The 25,255-nt window shown below is 59.4% G+C and carries 20 protein-coding genes and 1 pseudogene; 10 read left to right on the top strand and 11 right to left on the bottom strand.

The annotated features are described in order from the left end of the window. The first annotated feature begins 118 nt into the window (after positions 1–118). Positions 119–2,347 carry an EAL domain-containing protein gene (locus FHT82_RS02760; RefSeq protein ID WP_183726091.1) on the top strand — a complete coding sequence of 743 codons (2,229 nt, stop codon included), beginning with the start codon at positions 119–121 and terminating at the stop codon, positions 2,345–2,347. Positions 2,348–2,638: 291 nt separating this feature from the next. Here FHT82_RS02760 and FHT82_RS02755 read toward each other — a convergent pair whose 3' ends face one another. The 5 genes from FHT82_RS02755 to FHT82_RS02735 all read right to left on the bottom strand — a co-directional run bounded on the left by FHT82_RS02755 (position 2,639) and on the right by FHT82_RS02735 (position 8,775). Then, a complete protein-coding gene (locus FHT82_RS02755; protein ID WP_183726089.1) occupies positions 2,639–4,588 on the bottom strand; it encodes a MacB family efflux pump subunit in 1,950 nt (649 codons plus the stop codon). Beyond that, on the bottom strand, positions 4,585–5,781 hold the full coding sequence (locus FHT82_RS02750; RefSeq protein WP_183726087.1) for an efflux RND transporter periplasmic adaptor subunit: 1,197 nt from the start codon (positions 5,779–5,781) through the stop codon (positions 4,585–4,587). Before FHT82_RS02750 ends, FHT82_RS02755 begins: the two co-directional genes overlap by 4 nt. Positions 5,782–6,088: 307 nt before the next feature. Further along, a complete protein-coding gene (locus FHT82_RS30235; protein WP_246698075.1) occupies positions 6,089–6,334 on the bottom strand; it encodes an SH3 domain-containing protein in 246 nt (81 codons plus the stop codon). 652 nt (positions 6,335–6,986) lie between these two features. Continuing rightward, positions 6,987–7,982 (bottom strand): MDR family oxidoreductase, encoded by a 996-nt coding sequence (locus FHT82_RS02740; protein ID WP_183726085.1) that lies wholly within the window; start codon positions 7,980–7,982, stop codon positions 6,987–6,989. A 40-nt stretch (positions 7,983–8,022) separates the two neighbouring features. After that, positions 8,023–8,775 (bottom strand): FadR/GntR family transcriptional regulator, encoded by a 753-nt coding sequence (locus FHT82_RS02735; protein ID WP_183726083.1) that lies wholly within the window; start codon positions 8,773–8,775, stop codon positions 8,023–8,025. A 203-nt stretch (positions 8,776–8,978) separates the two neighbouring features. Between FHT82_RS02735 and FHT82_RS02730 the strand changes: the two genes are divergently transcribed. The 8 genes from FHT82_RS02730 (at position 8,979) to FHT82_RS02695 (ending at position 19,661) form a co-directional block, all read left to right on the top strand. Continuing rightward, positions 8,979–10,367, top strand: coding sequence for an FAD-binding oxidoreductase (locus FHT82_RS02730; protein WP_246698074.1), 1,389 nt, complete (start codon positions 8,979–8,981; stop codon positions 10,365–10,367). Further along, entirely contained in the window at positions 10,368–13,880 is a 3,513-nt protein-coding gene (locus FHT82_RS02725; protein WP_246698033.1) for an indolepyruvate ferredoxin oxidoreductase family protein, read from the top strand. It begins immediately after the preceding gene. Continuing rightward, entirely contained in the window at positions 13,877–14,698 is an 822-nt protein-coding gene (locus FHT82_RS02720; RefSeq protein WP_183726081.1) for an enoyl-CoA hydratase/isomerase family protein, read from the top strand. The genes FHT82_RS02725 and FHT82_RS02720 overlap by 4 nt, the downstream gene beginning before the upstream one ends. 75 nt (positions 14,699–14,773) lie before the next feature. Continuing rightward, a complete protein-coding gene (locus FHT82_RS02715; protein ID WP_183726079.1) occupies positions 14,774–15,739 on the top strand; it encodes a 2-oxoglutarate and iron-dependent oxygenase domain-containing protein in 966 nt (321 codons plus the stop codon). A 68-nt stretch (positions 15,740–15,807) separates the two neighbouring features. Further along, positions 15,808–16,842, top strand: a complete 1,035-nt coding sequence (locus FHT82_RS02710; protein ID WP_183726077.1) for an ABC transporter substrate-binding protein — start codon at positions 15,808–15,810, stop codon at positions 16,840–16,842. A gap of 118 nt (positions 16,843–16,960) precedes the next feature. Continuing rightward, complete coding sequence (locus FHT82_RS02705) at positions 16,961–18,025, top strand: ABC transporter ATP-binding protein (RefSeq protein ID WP_183726075.1); 1,065 nt, start codon at positions 16,961–16,963, stop codon at positions 18,023–18,025. After that, entirely contained in the window at positions 18,022–18,879 is an 858-nt protein-coding gene (locus FHT82_RS02700; RefSeq protein WP_183726073.1) for an ABC transporter permease, read from the top strand. The genes FHT82_RS02705 and FHT82_RS02700 overlap by 4 nt, the downstream gene beginning before the upstream one ends. Then, positions 18,879–19,661 (top strand): ABC transporter permease, encoded by a 783-nt coding sequence (locus tag FHT82_RS02695; protein ID WP_183726071.1) that lies wholly within the window; start codon positions 18,879–18,881, stop codon positions 19,659–19,661. Before FHT82_RS02700 ends, FHT82_RS02695 begins: the two co-directional genes overlap by 1 nt. Positions 19,662–19,817: 156 nt before the next feature. On the opposite strand, the gene FHT82_RS30500 is transcribed toward FHT82_RS02695, so the two are convergent. The 6 genes and pseudogenes from FHT82_RS30500 to FHT82_RS02670 all read right to left on the bottom strand — a co-directional run bounded on the left by FHT82_RS30500 (position 19,818) and on the right by FHT82_RS02670 (position 22,951). Next, positions 19,818–19,952, bottom strand: coding sequence for a hypothetical protein (locus FHT82_RS30500; RefSeq protein ID WP_281412271.1), 135 nt, complete (start codon positions 19,950–19,952; stop codon positions 19,818–19,820). Next, positions 19,952–20,212, bottom strand: coding sequence for a type II toxin-antitoxin system prevent-host-death family antitoxin (locus FHT82_RS02690; RefSeq protein WP_183726069.1), 261 nt, complete (start codon positions 20,210–20,212; stop codon positions 19,952–19,954). Before FHT82_RS02690 ends, FHT82_RS30500 begins: the two co-directional genes overlap by 1 nt. Before the next feature lie 269 nt (positions 20,213–20,481). Continuing rightward, positions 20,482–20,625 carry a DUF4326 domain-containing protein gene (locus FHT82_RS02685; protein WP_183726067.1) on the bottom strand — a complete coding sequence of 48 codons (144 nt, stop codon included), beginning with the start codon at positions 20,623–20,625 and terminating at the stop codon, positions 20,482–20,484. Between the two features lie 3 nt (positions 20,626–20,628). After that, positions 20,629–21,659, bottom strand: a pseudogene (locus tag FHT82_RS02680) (DUF3991 and TOPRIM domain-containing protein). Between the two features lie 470 nt (positions 21,660–22,129). Further along, a complete protein-coding gene (locus FHT82_RS02675) occupies positions 22,130–22,312 on the bottom strand; it encodes a hypothetical protein (RefSeq protein WP_183726065.1) in 183 nt (60 codons plus the stop codon). Between the two features lie 69 nt (positions 22,313–22,381). Continuing rightward, positions 22,382–22,951, bottom strand: a complete 570-nt coding sequence (locus tag FHT82_RS02670) for a nucleoside 2-deoxyribosyltransferase (protein ID WP_183726064.1) — start codon at positions 22,949–22,951, stop codon at positions 22,382–22,384. Between the two features lie 266 nt (positions 22,952–23,217). Between FHT82_RS02670 and FHT82_RS02665 the strand changes: the two genes are divergently transcribed. Then, positions 23,218–25,179: an elongation factor G gene (locus FHT82_RS02665; RefSeq protein ID WP_183727235.1), complete on the top strand. Its 1,962-nt coding sequence runs from the start codon at positions 23,218–23,220 to the stop codon at positions 25,177–25,179. The last annotated feature ends 76 nt before the right edge of the window (positions 25,180–25,255 follow it).

The following is a 25,255-nucleotide window of genomic DNA, read 5'->3' as shown; positions in this document are numbered from 1 at the left end:
CCGGTGCGATATTCGGCCATGAGATAATGCAATTTTACACCCCGTCAGCGGCAAGTTCGTCCGCTTCTACGATCCATGAAGGGTCCCACTCACTCGGCACTGCGAGGAGTAAGGTCACATGTCACAGGCAGAAGACGAGAGGCTGAACCTTCTTTACGAAGCAAGCATTCTCGATACGCCGCCGACGACGGAATTCGACGCTATCGTACGTCTTGCCTGCAGCATGTTCGATATGCCGATGGCGTTGGTTTCGTTTGTCGATGAGCATCGGCAATGGTTCAAGGCCCGGCAAGGCTTTCCTTTGAAAGAGGCGCCGCGCGAGCATTCTTTTTGCGGCTACGTCGTGGAAACAGGTTCTCCGCTCGTCGTTGAAGATGCCAGCACAGACTCCCGTTTTTGCGGAAACACTTTCGTCAGAGACTGTTCCGTCCAGTTCTATGCGGGGGTTCCGCTTTCGGAAGGGGAGACGTGTTACGGCGGCTTTTGTGTCCTCGACACCAAGATCCGCCGCTTCAGTGATCGGGATCTCGAACAGCTCCATAGTTTGGCGAGCGTCGTCATGGGCCTTGTCCGGGAGCATCGTCAGCAAAGCCTGCTGAAGGAGCAGCAACGTGAACTGGAGTTGAAGCAGGCGCGGTTCGAACAAACCGAGCGCTCTGCCAAGGTCGGTGGTTTTGAGATGGACCTTAGCACCGGTGCGATCGTCTGGTCGGATCAGATATACCGCACCGTGGGATTGCCGATCGGCAAACGCATGACTTCGGAGGAGGTGATTGGCTGCTATGCTCCCGAAGAACGTGACAGCGTCAGGCGCAGGATCCGCGACGTCCTGAATGGCGCAGGCGCCGGCATTGACAAAGAATATCGCATTGTCACGCCAGAAGGCGAGGAACGATGGATTCGCGTCGTGAGCGATATCGAAAACCTGCATGGTGAGCCAAGACGTCTGTTCGGCATCGTTCAGGATGTTTCCGAAAAAGTGCGCTATGAGCAACGTCTGCTCCGGGCAGCAAACGCCGATCCCCTTACCGGCCTTGCAAACCGGGCGGCCTACAATGCGCATATGCAGAGACTCGCAGCGGCGGACGCCTCTTCCATCGGTTTGTTGCTGATCGACGTCGATCGTTTGAAGCAAATCAACGACACCCTCGGCCATGCAACCGGTGACCTGCTGTTGAAAGGTGTGGCGTCACGCCTGGACGAGCGCCTCGGGAAGCGTGGAAAGGTATTTCGCCTCGGCGGTGACGAGTTCTGCGTCATCCTGGAAGCACCCGCAAACGCGCGGGGCATGCGTTCACTGGCGCGACATCTGATCGAATATATAGGCCGCCCGCTGGAGGTCGGTGGGTCGACGATAAATCCGATGATAACCTTGGGCGGTGCGATTTCAGAAGGTGAAATGGATGCGGCGACACTGTCGCAAAACGCGGACTTTGCGCTCTACCATGCCAAGGAAACACGGCGCGGCAGCTATATCCACTATCAGCCCAGCCTGCGTTCGACGATCGCCCATCGCATTCAGATCGTCCGGGAGGTGGAACAGGCACTCACGGAACATCGGATGGTGCCACATTACCAGCCGCTCGTTCGTTGTGCTGACGGCCAGGTATGGGCGTTTGAAGCGCTTGTGAGAATGCAGCGCCCGGACGGCTCAATCGTGTCGGCGGCGCAATTTCATGAGGCATTCACGGACTCGAGCGTGTCTCATCACATCACGACGCAAATGCTGGAGCATGTTGCGACAGATATCCGTAACTGGATGGACCGCGGGCTGGATTTCGGGCGGGTCGGGCTGAATGTCAGCGCCTCCGACTTCATGAGGGGCGATCTGGAAATGAGGATTGTTGCCGCGTTTGCGTCGCGAGGCATCCCGCTGGACAAACTGGTACTTGAAGTGACTGAAACAGTGTTCCTGCAGGGCTTGGAAGACACTGTCGCAACAACGCTGCAGCGTTTGCGGAAAAAAGGTCTGGCTGTAGCGCTCGATGACTTTGGGACGGGCTATGCGTCACTGACACATTTGCGGAGCCTGCCCGTCGATATCATCAAGATCGACAAAAGCTTTATCGATACCATGCTTGACGATGAATCGAGCCTCGCAATCGTTGACCTGGTGCTCAATCTGGCGCAGAAGCTTAAAATGAAGGTCACCGCGGAAGGTGTGGAAACCCACAGACAGGCAATGTGCTTGCTGGAAATGGGCTGTACCACACTCCAAGGTTATCTGTTCAGCAAGCCGATGGACCGCGAACACGTCGTCAAATACTTAACTGCTTTGAAACCACATCTCATCGAGAACCCCGAACGGGCGCAGGATCAACCGTGGCTGTCGCAAGCGCATGCTTAAGTCGACCCGTGCATGACGGGCTCACTTAGCGTTCACGGCGATGAAAGGGCGCTGCTCGAAGTCGTGCACCAGCTACCGCGATCCGCTGGCCACTGGCGATCGCGGAATCGCAGGTTTCCTCAAGCTCCCTAGGAGCGATCTCTCGGATCAAACCTGGTCAAGTGCCGGATTGACTTCAGCACTCAAAAAGGTCCGCGTAAATTCAGGCCCGGCCGTTCATAGGGCGTCGAAAGATCTGTGTCGTCCGCAAAACAGCGGGCGTCGCCAAGGAAGGAGATTTTTCAACATTCCTCATTCTCTTGAAAGGGCGTCGACCGGATCGAGACGTGAGGCGTTGCGGGCCGGCAAAAAGCCAAAGGTCAACCCGATAAGGAAGGCGACTGCAGAGGAACCCAGAACCGAGTTCAGCGATATGATCATCGGAATCTCTCCCTGAGCGCCGCCCAGGACCGCAGCGATCACGAATGCCAGCCCGGCACCGATAAGCGAACCTGCGACGCAGATCGCCACCGCTTCGATAAGAAACTGCAACATGATATCGAGACGCCGGGCACCGACGGCCATGCGTAAGCCGATCTCACGCGTTCGTTCGGTGACAGAAACGAGCATGATGTTCATTACACCGATACCCCCTACTATTAGAGAAATCACTGCGACACAGGAGATCAAAAGTGCCATTGTGCGCGACGTTTTCTCCATGGCCTTGCGTATCTGGTCGCTATTGAAGACAAAGAAATCCTTCGTCCCGTGTCGCCTGGTCATCAGGCTCACTATGGCGCGCTCAGCGACACCGGTGTCGACACCATCAGCGACGCGAACGGTCAGTCCGCCGAGACTTGCAGCCGTTCCTGATACCCGGCCCGCCACGCTTGTATGTGGGACATAGATCTGCAAACTCTTGTCGCCTGCCGCGCTCCTAGGCCGCTTCACCACGCCAACGACCATAGCCGGCATCCGATCAAGCAGGACAGTCCGCCCCAACTGCTTTTGCCCATTGGGAAATAGTGCGGCAGCGGTGCGATCGTCGAGCACCGCCTGAAGGCGGCGCCCTGCGGCGCTTTCGGCCGAAAAGCCGTTGCCGGCAATCAAGGTCATGCCGTTGATCTCGAAGTAATCAAGACCGACGCCGTTGACGTTGGCGTTGAGCGAAGCGTGATCGGAACGTGCCCGTACCGAAGCATATATGAGCGGGGTTACCCCGCTAACATAGGATTGGGCTGACAGCGCCTCTGCGTCGGCAATCACAAGCGTGGTAATGTTCGCCGCACGCTCGTCACCCCAGTCGCGGCCCGGGTAGATGGATAGTGTGCTGGCACCCAATTCGCTCATCTGCGCCAGCACCTTTCGCCGCGAGCCTTCACCAAGGCCGACGACACAAACCACCGCTGCAATGCCGATGATGATCCCGAGCATAGTGAGAAAAGTTCGGATTCGGTGCGCCGCCATGGAACGAAGTGCCATCGGCCCGGCATCCGTCAGGCGACGCTGGAACCCGACAAACCGACCGGTCGGCTGCTTACGATCGACTGGACGAGGGCCGGTGCCGTTCTGTCTTTCTCTGAAGCGCCGATCTGAAAGAATCTTTCCATCGCGTATTTCGATAATTCGGTCGGCGTTTGCGGCCACCTGCATGTCATGAGTCACCATTATGATCGTGTGGCCGTCGGCATGCAGTTCCTTTAAGATCTCAAGAACGGTTTCGCCGTTGACGCTATCGAGCGCTCCTGTCGGTTCGTCGGCAAGGATGATTTCGCCACCATTCATCAATGCGCGGGCGATGGACACCCGCTGCTGCTGGCCACCCGAGAGCTGACCCGGCCGATAGTCGAGACGTTCACCAAGGCCGAGGCGCCCAAGGAGCGCTTTTGCACGTTGACGCCTGACGTTGGAATTCAGCCCGGCATAAACCGCCGGCATGGCGACGTTCCCAGCCGCGCTCAAGGTTCCAAGCAAATGGTAGCGCTGAAAAATGAAGCCGAAATGTTCCCGCCGCAGCGCGGCTAGTTCATCGACCGACAGGCCCGAGACGCTCTTCCCGCCGACCCGATATTCGCCATAACTCGGTTGGTTGAGACAACCGAGAATATTCATCAGCGTCGATTTACCCGAGCCGCTGGCGCCGACGATTGCCACAAGCTCCCCGGCTTCTATGGAGAGGCTGACGCCGTCCAGCGCGGTAACCGTTTCATCTCCTGCCTTAAAAACTCGGGAGACATTTTCGATCTGTATCAGCGCGCTCACATCGACACCACGTCGGAATCAGTTGAAACTTCACCGTCGGCTGGAATAATGACCTCGTCGCCAATCGACAGGCCATCAATGACCTGGGCGTTGATCTTGTCGGTCAATCCCGCGACCACAAGCCGTTCGACAGTGTCGCCGGAAGGCAGACGTAGGCGCACACGATAGCGCCCTTGCGCGTCACGAGCGGTCAACGCTGGCCACGGCACCAGAGGCACTTTTTCAGCTTTTCCCACTACGATCCTGACGGAGGCAGTCATCATCGGGCGTAAGCGGCCATCCGGGTTGGGTGTGCTGAACAAGCCATTGTAATAAACAGCCTGTGAGCCCTGGATCGGGGTGGCAGACGTCCCTGTTCCCGATCCGGAATCCGTCGCGATCGTGGTCGGCGCCGGCTCTATTTGCTCGAGCCTTGCTGAAACCGGATCGTTCGGATTCCCCATGATCGTGAAGCGGACGTCCTGATCTGGGCGAACACGTCCAATGTCCGTTTCCGAGATCTGAACCTTGACGCGCATCATATCAAGCTGCGCGAGAACGACGATCGTCGGTGCCGCCTGAACGGCGTTCAAGGTCTGGCCAGCCTTTGTTACGACGGCGACCACAGTGCCATCCATCGGTGCGCGGACTTTTGTATAGCCGAGATTTACCTCGGCATTTTCAACCTCGACCGAAGCCTGCGAGATTTGAGCGTCGAGCGCCTCTACCTCTGCCTGAAGCGTATTGAAGGCCGCCTCCGCGGTCTCCATATCGGCAGAAGACACAGCGTTTTGTGCATTCAGTGCACGCTGTCGGTGATAAGTTTGCTCGGCTTGACGAAGCTGGATGCCGCGCGCGCGACGTTGCGCTTTCACATTGGCGAGCGCGGCTTTCGCGATACGCAGCGCGTTGGTCTGCGGCGTGGAATCCACCTCGGCGATCAGATCGCCTTGCTGAACCATTTTACCAAGCTGCACATGAAGCGCCTTGAGCTGACCTGAAACCTGTGCGCCCACATTGACCAGACGTGCAGGTTCCAGAACCGCGCTGGCAACGACCGTTTCTTCGATCGTACCGAGAACAACCCGCTGGGAAAGTTCGGGTGGCTGGTCCGGACCGCTGAAGAGGGAGCGAGCAGAAGCAAAACCGATCACGGCAACAGCGAGGGTAATAGTGACGGGTAGGAAGCTTTTTTTTGCGAATTTCTGGGCCATTTTTTCGGCGGACGTTAAGGGATTGACGATTGCTGGACTATCGTTTGCAAATGCTGGTTGACATCCGAAGCGACCGTCGCCCTGACAAGAGCGTGAGGGCAGCGAAGACGACGCAGGTGAGCATGGAGTGTCGCCCGTACACGGCTTGCCCTCACTGATAACGGCACCTTAAGCAGGTGCGAAATTAATCCGGTTGGAGTTTTACTCGTCTCAATCAGGTTCCCAGCCTGGCGGCGGCGCGTCGGTTTCCCAATCGAGATCGTCCCAAGTGTCGACGTCTTCGTAGAAGTCACAACTCGAATAGTGACTAGGTACTGATATTGAAAGAAATTGTCGGCACCATCGGCGCGTCCACGTCACGCACGTACATGGGCACGCGGACGCGCCGCGTATCGTACGCGACATCAATGTAGGCCGCCGACACCCATCCCCGACGTCCACCCCCTTCCACGTCGCACCACCTGAACCTTTTTGTGCAACCAAACACATGCAGGGACGTCCCTTCCGGCAAACTGCCAATGAAGGGATAACGAGTACTGGGACCCGCCCACATGTTGATTTCAGCGGCCGCATAAGAACCTGCATGTGCGGCTTGCTTTCCAATGAAAGCTGCGCAAGCAAGTGCTACCGCGTGAATGACTATCCGTCGCATCAAAAACCTCTTGTCGGTACGCCTAATGGACAACATTCGTCATCAGCCAGCATTCGGTCTGGCGAAGACGACCTGTGAGCATCCACTAACTTCGCGCCGGTCGAGATCGTGTGGAGGTCGTATCCACGTTCAAATGGCCACGGCCCGTGGGTTTCGCATATGGGTGAGGATCGTAAAGGACAAGCATCGCCGCTGCGAGAGCAGTGGCCGGAGACGGGGATAAATGGGTAGCGCGAGCGCAGCGGTTCCAAAGAACTACCAGCATGAATTATTGATGGCAGCATGGACAAAGCTGACAGGAAGACGCGCGATCAGCGCCCGTTACAAAATGCGGCCGAGATACGATCGAAGATGTGCTGCTTCCGAGTTGCCTGTGTTGTCCAGCCGTGAAATCAATGAACATCGCACGGCGCCTGATCGATCACACACTGAGACATGATCGTGTCCCGCCGGGTGGTGTAGGTCGGCGGTAGCGAAGCCGCTCGCGAGCGCGCCCTCAACAGCGCCGTAGCGAGCGGGCGGCGAAGCGGTGGTCATCGGCGGTGGAGCAGCCTTACGGTGCGATTTCCACCACGACACGCCCCCTGATTTTGCCCTCCACGATATCCTGAGCGAGGCTCGGAAGCTCGGAGAAGGGCTCGATCCTCGCCAATGTCCCGATCCTTTCTGTTTTCAGGTGTTGGGCCAGGGTCTGCCATGCACGGATCCGTTTTGGTATCGGTGCCATAACGGAATCAATGCCAAGCAGTGCCACGCCGCGCAGGATATGCGGGAGAACCGTTGCCGGCAGGTCTGCGCCTGCCGCGAGGCCGCAGGCAGCAACCGCTCCGCCGTAGACGGTCTGTGAAAGTGCGTTTGCGAGCGTCGTGGAGCCGACGGAATCAACCACGCCGGCCCAGCGCTCCTTTTGTAGAGGGCCGCCCTTTTCTGAAAGCGATGCCCGGTCAACGAAATCGCTCGCGCCGAGCGATCCGAGATAGTCCCGCGTTTCCGGGCGGCCGGTCGATGCGGTTACTTTGTAACCTTTGTCCGCAAGCAGACTGATCGCGACCGAGCCGACACCGCCCGCCGCACCGGTCACGAGAATTTCGCGATCATCGTTGGCGATCGTGCCCCAATCCTCAAGTGCATTGACACAAAGCGCCGCCGTGTAGCCGGCCGTTCCAATTGCCATTGCCTGCGAAAGGCTGAAGGTTTCGGGCAGCGCGATCAGCCATTCCGCTTTCAGGCGCTGAAATCGCGAATATCCGCCCCATTCTGTTTCAGACAGACCCCAGCCGTTGACGATGACCTTGTCGCCGGGCGCCCATTTGTCCGATCGGGATTCAACCACGATTCCGGCAAGGTCGATACCTCCGACCATGGGAGTACGCCGGGCTATCCGTCCTTTGCCGGTTAGGGCCAGACCATCCTTGTAATTGACGGTCGAATAGTGAACCTCGACGAGAACATCATGATCCGGCAGATCGGAGAGTGAAAGCTGGCTGAAGCCAGCCTGCGGCTTGCCATCGGCCATGTCGATGACCATTGCCTGGAATGTATCGGACATGCGTCCCCCTTCTTACACTTGAAATCGACCGTTCGCCTTGTCAGGTCTGCGGCGGGGCCTTCATCCTGTCGCGTGCGTCCATCGCAGTTGCGTAGCTGTTGCGAATGTAGGCCAGCAGGTCCGCCAATGCCCTTGTCGCCGTCTCGGTGTCGCGCTTGGCGACGGCCTCCATGATCTGCCGGTGAAAGCCAGCGACCTTGCGGCGCTCGCGAACCCGGAACACGATCATGTTGGTGATGGGGATGAAGGACTCGATCACTGTGTACATCATCAGCTTCAGCGGACCATTGCAGGTGGAATCCACCAGCGCGCGATGAAAGCGCACGTCGGATGCGCAGAAGTCCTCGTCACTGATCGCCTCGTCGCGCTGGATCTCGATCTCCGCCGCCATTCGCTCCAGATCGGCAGCGCCGTGATTTTCGCAGGCGAGCTTGCAACAGATCGTCTCCGTCTCAAGGCGGGCCGTAATGATCTCGTCGATATCGAAGGCGCCGATGCCGACAAGCAGGGTTGCTGCTGCGGTGATCGCGTTGGAAAGCCCTTCCGGATCCGGCCGTTTGACGAAGTTCCCGCCGAGCGGGCCGCGCCTTGAATGGATGAGGTTTTGCGCTGCCAGACGTTTCAGCGCCTCGCGCACGGTCGGCCGCGATATGCCGAAGCTTCTCGCGAGATCCTCTTCCGTGGGAAGCCGCTCGTCGATCTTCAGGCGGCCATCCATGATCGCGGACTTTATGTTCTCCGCAACCTGCTTGGCGATGCCAGCCCTCACGACCTCATCAAATTTCAACGTCATCGATTGTCGTCCTTATCTCGATTTCATAGATGCCATGGCCGCTTCGAAAACGCTACTGAAAATTGAATATAGGTTTGACAAATATCGGATAGACGATAACCTGCCCTGGATCCAGATAACCAAGGGGAACGAAATTGGGCGGATCGACTGGTCGGGCGGAGATCGCCCGAGATGCCTGTGCGCCTGTCGGCGGGCATGCAGAATTGCTGCGCCGTCTGAACGGGAGGATCGGTAGTAAGGCCGTTCTCGCTGGCGACGACGTCGGCGACGGCTATCGTGGTGACGCAACCGATGAGCGCGGTGAGCGCCCGATAATCGTTTTCCGGCCCGCCGATACGGCGGAAGTGTCCGCTATCCTTGAAGAATGCAATCGTCTGGGTCAGCCCGTCGTCGTCCAAGGCGGCAGGACGGGCCTTGCGGGCGGGGCGAGGCCTCATGTCGGCGAAGTGTCGCTTTCGCTTGAGCGAATGGTGAACCTGTCGCCGGTGGATGAGAATGCCGCCACCATCATCGCAGAGGCCGGTGTTACGCTTCAGTCCGTACAGGAGGCTGCGGCAGGCTGCGGGCTGTTTTTCGGCGTCGATATCGGCGCGCGCGGCACGTCCACGGTTGGCGGTAATATTGCCACTAATGCGGGCGGTATTCGTGTCCTGCGCTATGGCATGTATCGGTCCCAGGTTCTGGGGCTCGAGGTTGTGCTGGCGGATGGCTCCGTGCTGACGAGCTTGAAGGGATTGCCCAAGGACAATTCGGGCTTCGATCTCAACCAGCTCTTCGTCGGAAGCGAAGGTGTGCTTGGCGTGGTCACGCGGGCCTGTTTGCGGCTGCATCCTGAGCCGCGGTCGCAAGCGAATGCCTTTTGCGGATTGCCGTCGTTAAGTGCCGCTATTGCCCTTCTGAAGCATTTGCGCTCTGCACTCGGCCCGTCGCTGTCGGCCTTCGAAGTGATCTTTCCGAATGTTTATGACGGGGTTCTGTCGCTGACCGGTGCTCGGCCACCTGTTGCGGCAGGTGCCGGGATGTACGCCCTTGTGGAGATGCAGGGGCAGGACGAGGCCGGCGATCAGGAGCGTTTTTCCGAAGCGCTTATGGCTTGCTACGAAAGCGGAATCGTGACGGACGTGGCTGTTTCGGGGTCGCTGCGCGAGTATCACGCAATCTGGAAACTTCGCGAGACTGCCAGTGAATTCATCTTCTCGATGGACCACGTCTCCGGTTTCGATGTCAGCCTGCCCTTGTCCAATGTACAGGCCTTCCTTGATGCTGCCAGCGACGAGATCGCGGCCGCCGATCCGAATGCCGAGATCTATATTTTCGGCCATCTCGGCGATGGCAATTTGCATTTTCTTGTCCGCACTCATCATCCTGAGCGGATCACCGACATAACTCTTTCTGCCGTGATCCGTGCCGATGGCGCGATTTCTGCCGAGCACGGAATTGGCCTTGAGAAGAAGAAGTGGCTGCCTCTCGGGCGAAGTGCCGCCGAGATGAATGCCATGCGCCGCCTGAAGGCCGCCTTCGATCCCAACAATATTCTCAATCCCGGCCGGGTTTTCGACATGCCGTCGCCGGGCGTGCCGGAGCGTGCGTAGATGCAGAACCTGTCCGATATGGTCCGCGCATTGCCCACTGAAAAAGGCCCGAGCCTTGATGACCGCTATACGGTCGATCATGGAAAAATCCTCGTGTCGGGCACACAGGCGCTGGTGCGTCTTCCGATGATCCAGCGACAGCGCGATCTGGCAAGGGGCCTCAACACTGCCGGTTACGTCTCCGGTTATCGCGGTTCGCCGCTCGCAAGCTTCGACCGCGAGATGGCGCGCGCCAAGACCTATCTCGACCAGAACCATATCCGCTTTCAGCCCGGCCTCAACGAGGACATGGCGGCGACCGCTATATGGGGAACGCAGCAAACGGCGATGTTCTCCGGCGTCCGCTATGACGGTGTCTTCTCGATGTGGTACGGCAAGGGGCCGGGCGTCGATCGCACCATGGATGTGATCCGGCATGCCAATGCCGTCGGCACCAACCCGAATGGTGGCGTGCTGCTGCTCGCAGGCGACGATCATGGAGCCGTCTCATCGACCTTGCCGCATCAGAGCGAGCACAATCTGATATCGGCCATGGTGCCTTTGCTGTCGCCTGCCGGCGTCGCCGAATATATCGACCACGGTTTGCTCGGATTTGCGCTTAGCCGCTATTCGGGTGCGTGGATCGGCTTCAAGTGCCAGACGGAGATTGTCGAATGCACGGCAACCGTCGATCTCGATCCGGCTCATCCTGCGATCGTCTATCCGGATGCGCAAGGCAATCTGTCGCTTCGCTGGCCTGACGGGCCGCATGCGATGGAGCGCCGGCTGGAAGACAAGCTTTCTGCCGTCCATAGATTTGCCCGTCACAACGGGTTCGACCGCAGCATCTGGCAGGGGCAGCACACCAAGGCGCGTCTCGGCATCGTCTCGACCGGCAAGTCCTGGCTCGATCTGATGGGCGCGCTTTCGCGCCTCGGCGTAGACGAGCGACGTGCAGGCGAGCTTGGCATCCGGCTCTACAAGGTGGGCCTTGTCTGGCCAATCGAGCCGGAGGGGATCGCACGGTTTGCCGCCGACGTCGAGACGCTGCTGGTCATCGAAGAAAAGCGTCCGATCATGGAAGACCAGATCAAAGCTCTGCTCTTCAACATGCCATCCGATGACAGGCCGAGAGTGTTCGGCAAACTCGGGCCGGCGGGCACGCCGCTTCTGTCCGCCGTCGGCGAGATCGATGCGGTGGCCGTCGGGAGGGCCATCCTTGCCGTGCTCGGGCCGCAGGCCGATGATCTCGATAGCCGGTCGCGGGAGATGGAGGCAATTGTTGCAGCCAGCGTGACGGAAAGTCCGGCACTCAGGCGCGATCCGTATTTCTGCTCCGGCTGTCCGCACAGTGTCTCGACCAGACTGCCCGAAGGAAGCCGTGCGTCGACCGGTATCGGATGCCACATGATGGTCATCGGGCTTGAAGATCGGAACACCTCGACCTTTACCCAGATGGGGGGTGAGGGCGGTGCATGGATCGGGCTTTCTCAGTTCACCGATGAAAAGCATATCTTCGTCAATATGGGCGACGGCACCTATTTTCATTCGGGCCTGCTTGCGATCCGAGCAGCGATCGCCGCGAAGGTCAACGCCACTTACAAGATCCTCTATAACGATGCCGTCGCCATGACCGGCGGTCAAAAGCACGACGGTGAGGTCTCTGTTCCCGGTATCGTCGGCCAGATGCTGGCCGAAGGGGCTGCAAGAGTGGCCGTCGTCGCCGAGTGGCCGGAGGTCTGGCAGGGCCGCTTGCCACGCAATGTCACGGTCAACCATCGCGACGAACTCGATCAGGTGCAGCGTGAACTGCGCGAGATCAACGGGGTGACGGTGCTGGTCTACGATCAGGTCTGTGCGGCAGAGAAGCGCCGGCGTCGCAAGCGCGGGGCGCTGGCGGTCGCGGACAAGCGAGCCTTCATCAACGAACTGGTCTGCGAAGGATGCGGCGATTGCTCGGCCGTTTCCAACTGCATCTCGATCGAGCCGCAGGAAACGGAGTTTGGCCGTAAGCGCAAGATCAACCAATCGAGTTGCAATACCGACCTTTCCTGCATCAAGGGCTTCTGTCCGAGCTTCGTGACGGTTGAGGGCGGAAAGATCAGAAAGCCGGCTGCGAAAGCTCAGCAAGCGATATTCGATGATATGCCGCTACCTGTTCTGACGGATATCGGAGCGCAGCCATATAACATGCTGTTGGCCGGTATCGGCGGGACGGGGGTGATTACCGTCAGCGCTGTTCTCTCCATGGCGGCGCATCTCGATGGCCTTTTTGTGCAGACGCTGGACCAGACGGGGCTTGCGCAGAAGAACGGGGCTGTCATTTCGCATCTTCGCGTGGCGCGGATGGCTGGTGCTTTGTCGTCGGTCCGGATCGGCGTTGGCGAAAGCGATGTGGTGCTCGGCTTCGACATCGTGGTGTCGGCCGGTCGCAATGCGCTGTCGACCTTTGGAGCTGGCCGCACGCGCGCCGTTCTCGACAATCACTTCGCGCCGACGGCGTCTTTCGTCCAGAACACGGCGATCGATTTCCAGCAGGAAGCGACGCTGAAAACGCTGCGCCGTGCCGCCGGCGAGGATGCTGTTCACCTCGTCTCGGCGACCAAGCTTGGCGCGGCGCTGATGGGCGATGCGATTGCAGCCAACATGTTCCTGCTTGGTCATGCATGGCAGCGCGGCCTGGTGCCGATCAGCCTTGCCTCCATCGATCAGGCGATTGCCCTCAATGGAACCGGCGTTGCGATGAACCGTGCCGCCTTCGGCTGGGGCCGTCGCTCGGCGGTCTCCCCCGATATCGTCGCCAGCGCCGCCGGAGCTGATCTGACCGAGGTCAAGCCCGTCGAGACACTCGACACGATCGTCGAGAGCCGTGAGGCTTTTCTCGCCGCGTATCAGAGCGCCACCTATGCGCGCCGGTACCGGGCACTGGTCGATGCTGCGCGGCAGGTCGAAAACAGGCTCATGGCCGGCGAGGAGTTTGCAATGGCCGTCGCCAAAAACGCCTTCAGGCTGATGGCCTACAAGGACGAATACGAGGTGGCGCGTCTGCACCGCGACCGGAGCTTCAAGGCTGCGATCGAAGCGCAGTTCGAAGGCGACTTCAGCATCAAGCATCATCTGGCGCCACCAATCCTGTCACGGCGGATCGACAAACGCACCGGAAACCCGGCGAAGATCGCCATCCCCCAGAAAATGATCGGCCCGGCCTTCGCGCTTCTGGAAAAGCTGCGCTTCCTGCGCGGCACGGCGCTCGATCCCTTCGGCTATACCGAAGAGCGCCGGATGGAGCGGCGCCTGATCGCCGACTATCAGGCGATGATCGAGGATCTCACGAGACAGCTTTCCGTCGAAACGCACGGCCATGCCGTCGCGCTTGCCCGGCTGCCGGAAGAGATCAAGGGGTTCGGCCCCGTCAAGATGGCGTCGATCGGGCGCTTCGAAAACAAGATGGCGGCCTTGCTTGCAGCGCCGGCCAATGACGAGAAACGAACAGCGATGCCGGATCGGGACGCGGATAAGAGGAAAAGCATATGAGCACTTCCGAGACCTTCGAGACGATCCTTTACGAGAAGGACAGCCAGGATAAATTCGCGACGATCACCATCAATCGTCCGGAAAAGCTCAATGCGATGAACAAGACGACGGTGCGCGAAATCGACTGCGCCGTCGCCATGGCTGTCGCCGACAAGGAGGTCAACGCGCTCATCATCACGGGGGCGGGCCGCGCATTCTCGTCCGGCTATGATCTTCAGGGCGCCGACTATGATGTCGATATCGAGGACTGGCATGCGGACATGTCGGAGAACGCCCAGGCGCTCCTCAACATCTGGAAGGCACCGATCCCGGTCATCGCTTCCGTGAACGGTTATGCGCTTGCGGGTGCGCTTGAGCTGATGATGGCCTGCGATCTGGCCATTGCCAGCGACAATGCGAAGTTCGGCGAGCCGGAGGTGCGGCACAATTCCGGCCCGCCGGCACTGTTCATGCCCTGGCTATTGGCCACCCGTGACGTGCGCTGGCTGATGTATACAGGCGATGTGGTCGATGCCGAGGAAGCCTTGCGCATGCACCTCATCAACAAGATCGTGCCCGCCGATCAATTGAGGAAAAGGACCGAGAACCTGGCACGCAAGCTGGCCCGCATGCCCGTGCCTGCAATCAAGTTCGCCAAGTCCTCCATCAACAACCAGCAGGTGGCCGCTGGACTGATGACATCCTTCGATTTCAACGTCCACGCCATCGCCGCACTGCATGTCAGTCGCGACGGGCAGGCGTGGATGCGCAATCTGCAGAAGATGTCGCTGAAGGAATATCTCGAGTTCCGCGATGCCCCGTTCAAGGGGCTCGACTGACCCCGTTTTACGATATCGCCCGGCGGCACTCATTCAGTGCTACCGCCACCGCCGATCAAGGAAGGAGGCTCCAGGATGCAGACGATCACAGCACCGGATGAGGTGCAGGACAGCATACCCGTCATCGATGTCGCACCATTCATCGCAGGCGTGGAAGCGGGCCGGAAGGTCGTCACCGCCATCGAGGATGCCTGCCGCCGAACCGGTTTCTTCCTCGTTACGGGGCACGGCGTCAGCGCCGAAGTGACAACCCGTCTCTATAACCTCGCTCGCGATTTCTTCGATGAGCCGCAGGAGTGGAAGATCGGGCAGGGAAGGGGCACCTCGATAGAGGGTGGTGTCGCCTTCTCGCCGATCGCCGACGAGGCGCTTGCAGCGACGCTCGGCATCAAGACCCCGGGCGATTATAAGGAAAGCCTGAACTTTGGCCCGCGCCTGCCCGGCGATCTGTGGCCAACCAGGCCGGAAGGGCTGGAACAGGCCTTTGCCGACTATTTCAAAGAGATGGAAAAGCTTGCAGGCCATTTACGCCGGGCATTCTGCGAGGCGATAGGCCTCGCTCCGGACTATTTCGAGCCGGCGTTTGTAAACCATCTCTCGGCGCTACGGGTGATCAATTATCCGGAGCAGAAGGAGAGCCCGCTTCCGGGGCAACTCCGCGCCGGCGCTCACACCGATTACGGCTTCATGACCATCCTGCGTTCGGAAGCCTCTCCGGGCGGACTGCAGGTGAAAAACCGGGCGGGTGACTGGCTGGATGCGCCGAATGTCGAAGGCGCCTACGTCATCAATATCGGCGATGCCTTCATGCGCTGGTCCAACGATGAATGGCTGTCTACGCCGCATAGGGTCGCCAATCCGCCTGGTGCTTTCAAGGGGACGACGCGTCGCCAGTCCATCCCGTTCTTCCTCAATCCGTCCAGGGATACCGTGATTGAATGCCTCGCGCCTTTTGCAGCAAAGGGCGCCGCCAAATACGAGCCGATCACCTACGGCGACTACATTTCACTGAAGACCAGCCAGGCCTTCGGCAAAACCTGACGGCAAGAAGCGGAATACCGCCTGCCCGCAATGCATGACCAAGTCAGAACCAGTTTGAGGGAACGTCAATGATGAACATGAACAGGCGGCAGGTTCTTGCCGGAATGGGTGGTACAGCGGCGGCCATGGTTGGCCTGCCGGCATGGGCGCAATCCAAGACACTTGTCGTGCCGACGCTCGGCGGCGCATGGGAGCAGTTCTGGCGCCAGACGCTGGCTCCGGCCTTCACTGAAAAAAGCGGCGCGCGGGTGATGCTGGATGCAGGCAACGGGCGTGTCTGGAGCGCCAACCTGCGGGCGGCAGGGCCGCAGAATCCGCCATATTCGATCCTGATGACCAATGAGGCATTCGCATCGAGCCTGCGCAAGGAAGGCTTCTTCGAAAAGCTCGATCTGGCGAAATTGCCAAACTATGCCGACCTCTATCCGCTTGCCAAGAAGACCGACGGCTGGGGTGCCGTGGCCATGGTATCGCCGATCGGCCTCGCCTATCGCACGGACATGGTCCAGACGCCGCCGAAAGGCTGGAAGGATCTTTGGGACAACCCGGAGTTCAAGGGGCGTATCGGCCTCTACAATTTTGCCAATACGGCCGGCAAGATGGAACTGATGCTGGCATCCAAGATCTTCGGCAAGGATCAGTATGATATAGATGCCGGTTTCAAGGCGCTGGAAAAGCTTGGCCCAGTTATCCAGGCCGATTTCAACCTTTCCACCGGCATCGCATCCGGCGAATTCGTCGTCGCTCCCTTCGATTTCGGCGAGGTGGCGCGTCTGCGCAGCCAGGGCCTTCCGATTGACGTCATCGTGCCGGAAGAGGGGCTTTTGATGTTCGATCAGACCCTCAACATTCTTGCAAACGGCCCCGAGAAGGATCTGGCCTACCAGTATGCCAACTTCCTTCTGTCACCTGAAGGCCAGTTGCCGCTGATGAAGCAGTTCTTCGTCTCCCCAACCAATGCCAAGGTTGTCGTCCCTGACGATCTGAAGAAGGACGTGCCGATTTCCGGCGAAGTGATGGAGAAGATCCTCACCTGGGATTGGGACTTCATGAACGAGAAGCAGGCAGGCTTTGCCGAGACCTGGGCCAAGATCATGAAATGATCTCTGCCTTCGCTATAAGGCGGCAACAACCGGATCGCCTTGTTGGGGCGGTCCGGCATTCTCCCCTGACGCAGTGAGATTTGCGGGTACGCCGCACAGACAATCTGGAAGATCGATCATGACCGAGGTGAGCATCGAAGGGCTGACCAAGCACTATGGCGCCTCGCGCGCCGTCAACGGCATTTCCGTCAAGATAGGGCAGGGCGAGTTCATCTCGCTGCTCGGGCCATCGGGATGCGGCAAGACGACGACGCTGAAGATGATTGCCGGTTTCGAGGACGTCACATCCGGCGCCATCCGTTTCGACGGGCAGGATGTCTCGCGTGTGCCGGCGGAAAAGCGTGATATCGGCATGGTGTTCCAGAACTATGCGCTCTTCCCACATATGACCGTGGCGCAGAACCTCGCCTTCGGGCTGGAAATGCGCAGGATTTCGCGGCCAGAAATCGCGATCCGCACCGCCAGGGTTCTGGATATGGTGCAGCTATCCGGATATGCCGACCGCTATCCGCGCCAATTGTCCGGCGGGCAGCAGCAGCGCGTGGCACTTGCCCGCGCGCTGGTCATCGAACCGCGTATCCTGTTGCTTGATGAGCCGCTTGCCAATCTCGATGCCAAGCTTCGTGACGAAATGCGTGTCTTCATACGCGACCTGCAGAAGCGCGTGGGCATTACCACGGTCTATGTGACCCACGATCAGGCCGAAGCAATGACGATGTCGGACAGGATCGTCGTGATGTTCGGCGGGCAGATTGCGCAGTATGGCGCCCCGTCTGATGTTTATGATCGCCCGGCAAGCCTGGAAGTCGCGCAGTTCGTCGGGCAGGTGAATACGTTGCCCGGCCGCCTGAAGGGCGGGAACGATGACGGGACGTCAGTCGTCGAAACCGTGCTTGGAACGGCGAAGGTCAAAGGTACCCTGCCGTCAAGCGACGGCTCCATCCCCGTATTGCTGCGGCCGGAGGCCATCGAACTTGCGGCCGCGGGGGATGAGGGCGCGGGTATTATCGCAACGGTTTCGCAGAGCTATTATTCCGGCAGTCTGATCGACTATAGGCTGGTGCTCGAAAGCGGCGAAACGCTGAGCGTCCAGACCTTTCCGCGAAGCCGCTTCCAGCCGGGTGATCGCGTGATGGTGACGGTCGACAGCGAGCGTTTCTGGGTGCCGGGAACGATCGCATGATACACCGCGCCAGATCCGCCTATCCGCTTCTCCTCATCGCGCCCTCGGCATTGCTTCTCGGGCTGTTTCTTGTTCTGCCTTATCTCAATATTGTGGTGATGAGCCTGCGCAACCCGGCCAACGGCTCGCCCTATGCGCCCGGATTTACGGTCGGCAATTACCTGAGGCTGGCGACCGATACGTTCTACTTGCAGCAGGTGACGAACACGCTCTTGATCGGTCTGGTCACGACCCTTGTTTGCCTCATTCTCGGTTTTCCGGTTGCCTGGCAGCTGTCGCGCGAGAAGATGCGGTTTCGCGGCCTTGCCTATGGGCTGGTGCTGTCGCCGCTTCTCGTCGGCATTGTCATCCGCAGTTATGGGTGGACGATCCTTCTTGGGAATAACGGCATCATCAACAAGACGCTGATGAATTTGGGTCTGATCGATCGCCCGATCGGGCTGATGTACAACGCCCTCGGCATCGTCATTGCGCTCGTCCACGTCTTCCTGCCCTTCATGATCCTGCCGTTGATGAGCGCGCTGCAGGGGATCGACCCGTCGTTGACGTCGGCCGCACGCTCGCTTGGCGCTGGAAAGCTGACAGTCTTCAGGCGCGTAATCCTGCCGCTGGCCATGCCGGGTATCCAGGCAGGCTGCATTCTGGTGTTCGTGCTTTCATTGAGCGCCTACGTGACCCCCGCCCTGATCGGTGGCCTGAGGGTGAAGACGATGGCAGTCAGCGTCGTTGACGCGCTGATCGACACATTCCAGTGGCCGTTCGGCTCCGCCATGGCGCTAATGCTTTCCCTCACCGGAGCGGTGATCGTCGTGATTTTCGCGCGGATCACCCGCATGAAATGGAAGATGAGCTGATGTCCAAGCATATGTTGAATGGCTATTGCCTCATCATCTACGGCTTTCTGCTGCTGCCCATTCTCGTGGTCGTCGGTGCCTCCTTCAACGCGGGGGCATTTCTGACTTTTCCGCCGCAGGGCCTCTCATTTCGGTGGTATGTCGTCTTCTTCCATAACGATGTCTTCTGGCGTGCCATCCGAACGTCGCTTTGGGTCGCGGCCGTCTCGACCCTGATTTCCGGTATCATCGGAACGATGGCGGCAATGTTCTACGTGCAGCATGCGGGGCGATGGAAGGAGAGTGTCCGGCTTGTGATGCTGTTGCCGCTGCTTTTGCCGGAAGTTCTGACAGCGATCTCGCTTCTGTTCTTTGTCTATGCGATCGGCATCGGCACGACGACGATGGCTGGCATGCTGATTGGGCATGTGCTCATGACGCTGCCCTTCGTCTTCATCAACGTGTCTGCGGCGATGGAAGCCTATGAACCGTCGTGGAGCCTTGCCGCCCGCAGTCTTGGTGCCGGACCATTCACGCGCTTCAGACGCATCATGCTGCCGTTGATCAAGCCCGGCGTCATCGGCGGCTGCCTGTTCGCATTCATCATCTCGTTCGACCTCTTCACTATATCGTTCATGTTGAAGAATGTCGGAACGGCTACGCTTCCGATCCAGATCTACGATTATCTCAGAACGAACTTCACCCCTGAGGCAGCGGCGGTGTCGACATTGTCTATCGTGATGACGGTCGTCGTGGTCGTGGTCTCCGAAAAGCTGTTCGGCCTGCGGATACACCGTTTTTGAACGGTCTTTCGGTCCTGCGAAATGGCACTGGCGCAGGGCCGACGTTATCTGGAATGAGAATGTTCGCCTATGCTTTCGTCCAGCATTGGCAATTGCAGGCACAGGCCACGATTAGGTGATCTCCTTGCGCGGACCTCGGCAGTCCCGGTCACACCGTCAGCGCTGCACCATACGTACGCCGACGGCGACCGGCCGCTCCTTACGCCCTTCCGTCTCGCCGCGTCCGGCCTCACGCGCCCACAGGTACGGATAACGGATCACGCTTGCGGTCTGGATCAGGTCGTAGCTCATCACGTCTCATCTTCGCCGGCATAGGTCTCGACGGCGTTCTGGAACTCCGCGAACAGCTCGTCGGACATAGTCTCGATGGTGCCCGTCGCCCGACGATTGGACTGTTTCATCAGCCGTTCATAGTCCTCGATATTGAGCAGCACGAGGCGCGGCTTGTTGCGCTGGGTAATCGTGACTGGATGGCGAAGCGCCTCAGCAATGATGTCGCCGGACTTGCGGGACAGGTCACTTGTGGAATAGGAACCACCGGAACGGGGCATGGCGATCTCCTTGGGATTAGGGTTGTTTCGTGATATACAGCATTTACAGCAAAGTCGCAAATGCTGTAATTCTAGCGCTACATCCGTAAAATGCTCGAGGCAGGCCCGATCCCGTGCGGGTTTCATGTCGCTGGGTTCGTCGCAAACGTATTGCCGCACCATGTCGAGCAAGACGTCTCCATGGCGGGTCCCTGGCGAGCAGCAGCAGATAAGGTCTTTTCCGACAAGTTCGGCAACGCTGCCATGAGATGTGGCTGTCTTGGAGCCCATTAGGCGTATTTCGCGATGACCTCCGCCCGTGTGCCGTCACGTCCGATGATAAAGGAATTGCCGAAGATATCCGGCCGTCCAAAATAGCGGCGATCCGGCCCAGACTGCCGGCCGACGACGCGAGCGTTCAAAACTTTTGCCATTGATCACATCCTTTCATGCAATTTTGCGTGAATGGGGACCCTGCCTTGTGGCGGGGCCTCCGGATCTCGGATCGGGCCGCCTTCCGCGGGCGGTTCCAGACGAAGGAGTAGCCGCCGTCGGTCTCGGCGGGCCACAGGGCGTAAGCGTTCAAAGCCGCAGGCCGCTTCCGCCGCGATCGTTTCAAGACGTGCCGCATAGACCTCGCCCTGCTCGTCATTATCGGTGGCGGCGATGAGAGAGTGTCCCTGTCTCAAGACGAGTACGGGGATCGCCTCGACGGTTGATGGCGACCAGCCCCCGCTCGTGCTGAGATAAAGGCTGTCGGCTCTGGCGTCCTCGATCGCGGCCAGGCTCAGGCCGTCGATCGCCGCTTCGGTGACGCAGAGACGCGAAGCGGCTGCAGGCCCCAGACGGAACAGCACTTTCGTGCCGCCACTTGAAAAGCCCCGCCAGTCCGGTCCGCGCTCCTCACAGCCGACGACCGCGCCGGCCTCGTCGGAATGGGCCGCCCACATGCTGGCGTACGGACCTTCGCACAGGAGATCCTACCGAAATCGCCAGGCGCAGAACGCTGGCCGGCAGGCAGCGCTCCTGCACAAGGTAGCGCCATGTCCGCGAACCGGCCAGGGTCTGCGCCGGCGCCGCCACCGCTCGGCAATATCGGGATCCGCTTCGTCCTCCTGAACTGAGCGTGTCCAGACGGCTCACTGGATGTAGCCGACAAGCGCCGCCACGCGATCGCAGGCCCTCAAAAAGCCGACCCCGTCGAGATGCTCGACCAGCGAGAAGACATCGCCTTTGCATCGGAGAGTGGGTCGAACCAGCCTTGACCTTCGTGAATGACGATGATGATCTCGCTGTCGCGCCGATACCTGACCGCCCGCGGCGTGCTCTCTTTCAAATCCACCGAACAGCCGGCCTTTTCCAGCACCGCCGAGCATGGCACCCTGCCGCGTAGCTCCTCTATTTCTTTTTTTGCATTACCTTTCCCAGCCTTCGGCCAGCCCTTTCGAACCTGGTTGCCTTCCCGCACATTTCGCGAGACTCAGCCCGGCGGCCGCGAAGAGCACGCGGAGTCAAGGGCGCGGCTGGCGCCGAAGAGAGAACACACTTCCGCAGGCTCTACCTGCCGGCCGCGGGTAAGCTTCCCTTGCGTGCGCTTGCTCGCAAGCGGCACCGACAAGGCGCAGCACCCTCGAGTGCATCGATGCCGATATCGTCAACGAATTCGAACTGCGGGATAGGTCGTCGGCGCGTGTAGCCCATTCGCATCCGCGAGCGCTGCCCTGTTGCCCACTTCCTTCTTACGGGCCGCTATGCAAGCCGATCGCTAAAATGACGGCGCCACCCCCGCTGACCTTCCTCCTCATTGTTCTTAGAGGCGGTAAGCGCGCGTTCGATGTCGTCGAGTTCATCTCGTTTCAAAACAAGCTTCGCACCGAAGACAAGTGCCTCTCCACTTGTCGTTTGGTACCTAATCGTAAGAATCCGCTCGCAAGAATTTCAATGGCGTAACTCAATACCTAACTGGTCGGCCTGGCCGAAACCGAAGCTGGCGAATTCAGCGTCCGCTTCGCCGACGTCGATCTCGGGCTGATCGATCGACACTTCAAGAAATTCCGCCGCTTCATGTCGCCCTGGCCAGGACGACATGAAGCGGAACACACAGCGAAGACTGTCAACCATGCCCTCGGTCTATAGCGTCAACTATGTTGCCGGTTGCACGGCCGGGAGGGTGAGGGGCGCGCTACCTCCCTAGCGCAGCTTCTCAACGGCGACGGCAAGACACGTCTTGAACGCGGCAAGGTCCGTATAGAGCGCATCCGGCGCCGCGTCTCCGATGATGAGGACGCCACCGCGCCGCTCAATTCCGGCATGCAGCATGAGATTGTCGGCCAGGCCGAAATCCTCGACTGCAATTCCGTTCGGGTCTCGCAGTCGACCTTCAGCATCATACGCGACGGCCCCGCCATAAAGATCGCTCACTCGTCCGCTGTGATCGCGGGCCACATTCGTGTAGGCGAATACAGGCTTACCGCTTGCGCACATAAAGCCGAGTTCGAAGGCCGTCCCTGTATCCGCGGCAATGCCACGAAAGGGCGTCAGATTGGCGATGATCGCGTCAGCTTGGATCATCATCTTCTCGTCCACCGCGTTTATCGCCGCGGCGCGCTCGCGCTTCGAGTTCGTGTGCGGGATTTCCAGATCGCCGGGCGAAAGCGGGAGAAGTCCCGCCTCACGGGCAAGAGCGGCTTTCCGGTCGAGGATTTCACGGGCGTTGGGAAGGAAGACCTCGGGACCGGCCAGATAAACTTTTCTTGTCATAAATTGCACCTAAAAGGGATGGGCTCGACAACCAAAATACCTTCCTCGCTGTACAGCGAAGACGGATCACGATCCAGTGGGCGAAAGAGTCTCTGGATGGATCGTTTTGGATGCGTCCCCTGCGGTCAGCCCCGCCGGCAATTCGAGAACAGCTCCTACGCCTCCAGGTCAAAACGTTGTGAAACTGAACACCTCTGGCGCCTTGCAGCGGTTCAGGGCATCCTATGATGGCTGAAAATTGTGTTTAGGCAGTTGGAGGAATGCCGATGCGCTGCTTTACCGTGCTTGGACCCTCGCAGACCGGAAAATCAACAGTCGTGGAAAAGCTCGGCTCCCTGGAGGGGGCGCCGAGAAAATCCAGGTCCCCTTATGGATTGAACATCACAGAATTCACCTTTGGAAACGAGGCGTGGTGTGCGCTGGATGCGCCAGGACCCAACGAAGCGTTGGCGCATGCACAGCACGCGCTTCTTGCCAGCGACGCCTGCATCCTGTGCGTTTCATCGGCACCCGAAGAGGCTGTGCTCGCCGCGCCCTATCTGCGGATAGTCGAAGCCTCGGGGACACCGTGCATCCTCTTCGTCAACCGGATGGACGAACCGAGAGGGCGGTTGAGGGACGTGATCGCCGCGCTTCAAGACTACGCCAACCACACGCTTTTGCTTCGCCAGATCCCGATCCGCGAGGGAGACAAGATCATAGGCAGTTGCGATTTGATTTCGGAACGGGCGTGGCGCTATCGGGAAGGCCAGACTTCGGCGCTGATCGCAATTCCCGAAAGCGCCGCCGAGCGCGAGCACGAAGCGCGCAGCGAGCTCCTGGAACACCTGTCCGAATTCGATGACTGGCTTCTCGAGGAACTAGTCGAAGATCGCGAGCCGCCCAGCGAAGCGCTCTATGCCATTTCATCGCGGGTTCTCAGGGAAAACAGGATTATCCCGGTCCTGATCGGTGCCGCAAGCCATGGCAACGGCATGATGAGGCTGATGAAGGCACTGCGCCACGAGGCGCCGCCGGTAGGGGTTCTTCGACAGCGCCTGGCTCGTGCGGGCAATGTCGATGAAAATAAGCTGACCGCCGTGAGCTTCCATGCCTATCATCGTCAAAATATCGGCAAGACGGTGCTGGTGCGTGCGTTTGGTGAGGGACTGCGGCAAGGCGCATTACTGGGCGGTTCCAGCCTCGGCGCCGTGCAGGATCCCGCAAACGGACGGTCCAGCTCGGCGATCGTGCCCGCACCGGGGGATGTCTTCGCAACGGTTAAGTCCGACCACTTGCCCGTCCCGTCGCTGTTGACATCAGACGCGACGGTCGCCCCACCCGAATGGACCGAGCCACCTACGCCGATGCTTGAAAGGATCCTCGTCCCGGGCAGCGAACGCGATGAAAACAAGCTCTCCGAAACGCTGGCAAAACTTTCCGAAACGGATCGCGGTCTTGTCGTTTTGCAGGAGGAAGGCACTGGCGCCCAGCTCGTCCGCGCCCAGGGGCCGGTACATCTGCGCGATCTCTGCCGAACCCTGTCCGACGTCTTCCACATCGACGTAACCGATCGAACGCCCAGCCCGATCTACCGCGAGACAATCGCCAAGCCGTCAGAGGTTCACTACCGGCATCGCAAACAGACCGGCGGTGCCGGGCAATTCGCGGATGTGAAGCTGAGCATTCGCCCCAACGAGCGTGGCCGGGGCTTCACCTTCAGCGAAACCGTCAAGGGTGGCGTCGTTCCGCGCAACTACATTCCTGCCGTCGAAGCAGGCGCGCGCGAAGCGATGGAGAAAGGGCCGCTCGGGTTCCAGGTCATCGATGTCGGCGTAACGCTGTTCGATGGTCAGCACCATGCCGTCGACAGTTCGGAACACGCCTTCAGGACTGCGTCGAAAATGGGAGTGCGACAGGCGCTTTCGGAAGCGTCGGCCGTTTTGATGCAACCAGTGTTCCGCATTGAAATTCACATTCCGTCGACCTATTCCGGCAGCCTCGTCCAGATCGTCTCCACTCTCAAGGGTCAGGTTCTCGGCTTCGACCGGGATGAAACCGCTAAGGGATGGGACATCTTCCGGGCACTTATTCCGGGCGGCGCACTTGACGATCTGGCGCGGGCGCTGCGCTCTGCGACTCAGGGCATTGGTTATTTTTCCAAGACCTTCGATCACTTCGAGGAGCTATACGGCAAGGAAGCGGACGCCATCGTGAGGGCACACGAGGAACCAGGCGTCGCACACTGAAACGTTCGCGCACTTCATGCTCGTTCGCAGAATGGGGCTTATGTCGTTTGGCAGTCAATCGAGTTCACTGGTCCAA

The organism is Rhizobium sp. BK275 (assembly GCF_014193555.1).
Classification (GTDB): Bacteria; Pseudomonadota; Alphaproteobacteria; order Rhizobiales; family Rhizobiaceae; genus Rhizobium.
Note: the sequence above shows the minus strand (reverse complement) of the source record. Positions and strands in the feature narration are given on the sequence as shown.

Excerpts from the sequence above, each read along its gene's own strand:
- FHT82_RS02695 (WP_183726071.1), top strand. The coding sequence starts at position 18,879 with ATGTCCAAGCATATGTTGAATGGCTATTGCCTCATCATCTACGGCTTT.
- FHT82_RS02720 (WP_183726081.1), top strand. The coding sequence starts at position 13,877 with ATGAGCACTTCCGAGACCTTCGAGACGATCCTTTACGAGAAGGACAGC.
- FHT82_RS02670 (WP_183726064.1), bottom strand. The coding sequence starts at position 22,951 with ATGACAAGAAAAGTTTATCTGGCCGGTCCCGAGGTCTTCCTTCCCAAC.
- FHT82_RS02740 (WP_183726085.1), bottom strand. The coding sequence starts at position 7,982 with ATGTCCGATACATTCCAGGCAATGGTCATCGACATGGCCGATGGCAAG.
- FHT82_RS02715 (WP_183726079.1), top strand. The coding sequence starts at position 14,774 with ATGCAGACGATCACAGCACCGGATGAGGTGCAGGACAGCATACCCGTC.
- FHT82_RS02675 (WP_183726065.1), bottom strand. The coding sequence starts at position 22,312 with ATGGTTGACAGTCTTCGCTGTGTGTTCCGCTTCATGTCGTCCTGGCCA.
- FHT82_RS30235 (WP_246698075.1), bottom strand. The coding sequence starts at position 6,334 with ATGTGGGCGGGTCCCAGTACTCGTTATCCCTTCATTGGCAGTTTGCCG.
- FHT82_RS02685 (WP_183726067.1), bottom strand. The coding sequence starts at position 20,625 with ATGGCAAAAGTTTTGAACGCTCGCGTCGTCGGCCGGCAGTCTGGGCCG.
- FHT82_RS02710 (WP_183726077.1), top strand. The coding sequence starts at position 15,808 with ATGATGAACATGAACAGGCGGCAGGTTCTTGCCGGAATGGGTGGTACA.
- FHT82_RS02700 (WP_183726073.1), top strand. The coding sequence starts at position 18,022 with ATGATACACCGCGCCAGATCCGCCTATCCGCTTCTCCTCATCGCGCCC.
- FHT82_RS02760 (WP_183726091.1), top strand. The coding sequence starts at position 119 with ATGTCACAGGCAGAAGACGAGAGGCTGAACCTTCTTTACGAAGCAAGC.
- FHT82_RS02705 (WP_183726075.1), top strand. The coding sequence starts at position 16,961 with ATGACCGAGGTGAGCATCGAAGGGCTGACCAAGCACTATGGCGCCTCG.
- FHT82_RS02665 (WP_183727235.1), top strand. The coding sequence starts at position 23,218 with ATGCGCTGCTTTACCGTGCTTGGACCCTCGCAGACCGGAAAATCAACA.
- FHT82_RS02750 (WP_183726087.1), bottom strand. The coding sequence starts at position 5,781 with ATGGCCCAGAAATTCGCAAAAAAAAGCTTCCTACCCGTCACTATTACC.
- FHT82_RS02690 (WP_183726069.1), bottom strand. The coding sequence starts at position 20,212 with ATGCCCCGTTCCGGTGGTTCCTATTCCACAAGTGACCTGTCCCGCAAG.
- FHT82_RS30500 (WP_281412271.1), bottom strand. The coding sequence starts at position 19,952 with ATGAGCTACGACCTGATCCAGACCGCAAGCGTGATCCGTTATCCGTAC.
- FHT82_RS02725 (WP_246698033.1), top strand. The coding sequence starts at position 10,368 with ATGCAGAACCTGTCCGATATGGTCCGCGCATTGCCCACTGAAAAAGGC.
- FHT82_RS02735 (WP_183726083.1), bottom strand. The coding sequence starts at position 8,775 with ATGACGTTGAAATTTGATGAGGTCGTGAGGGCTGGCATCGCCAAGCAG.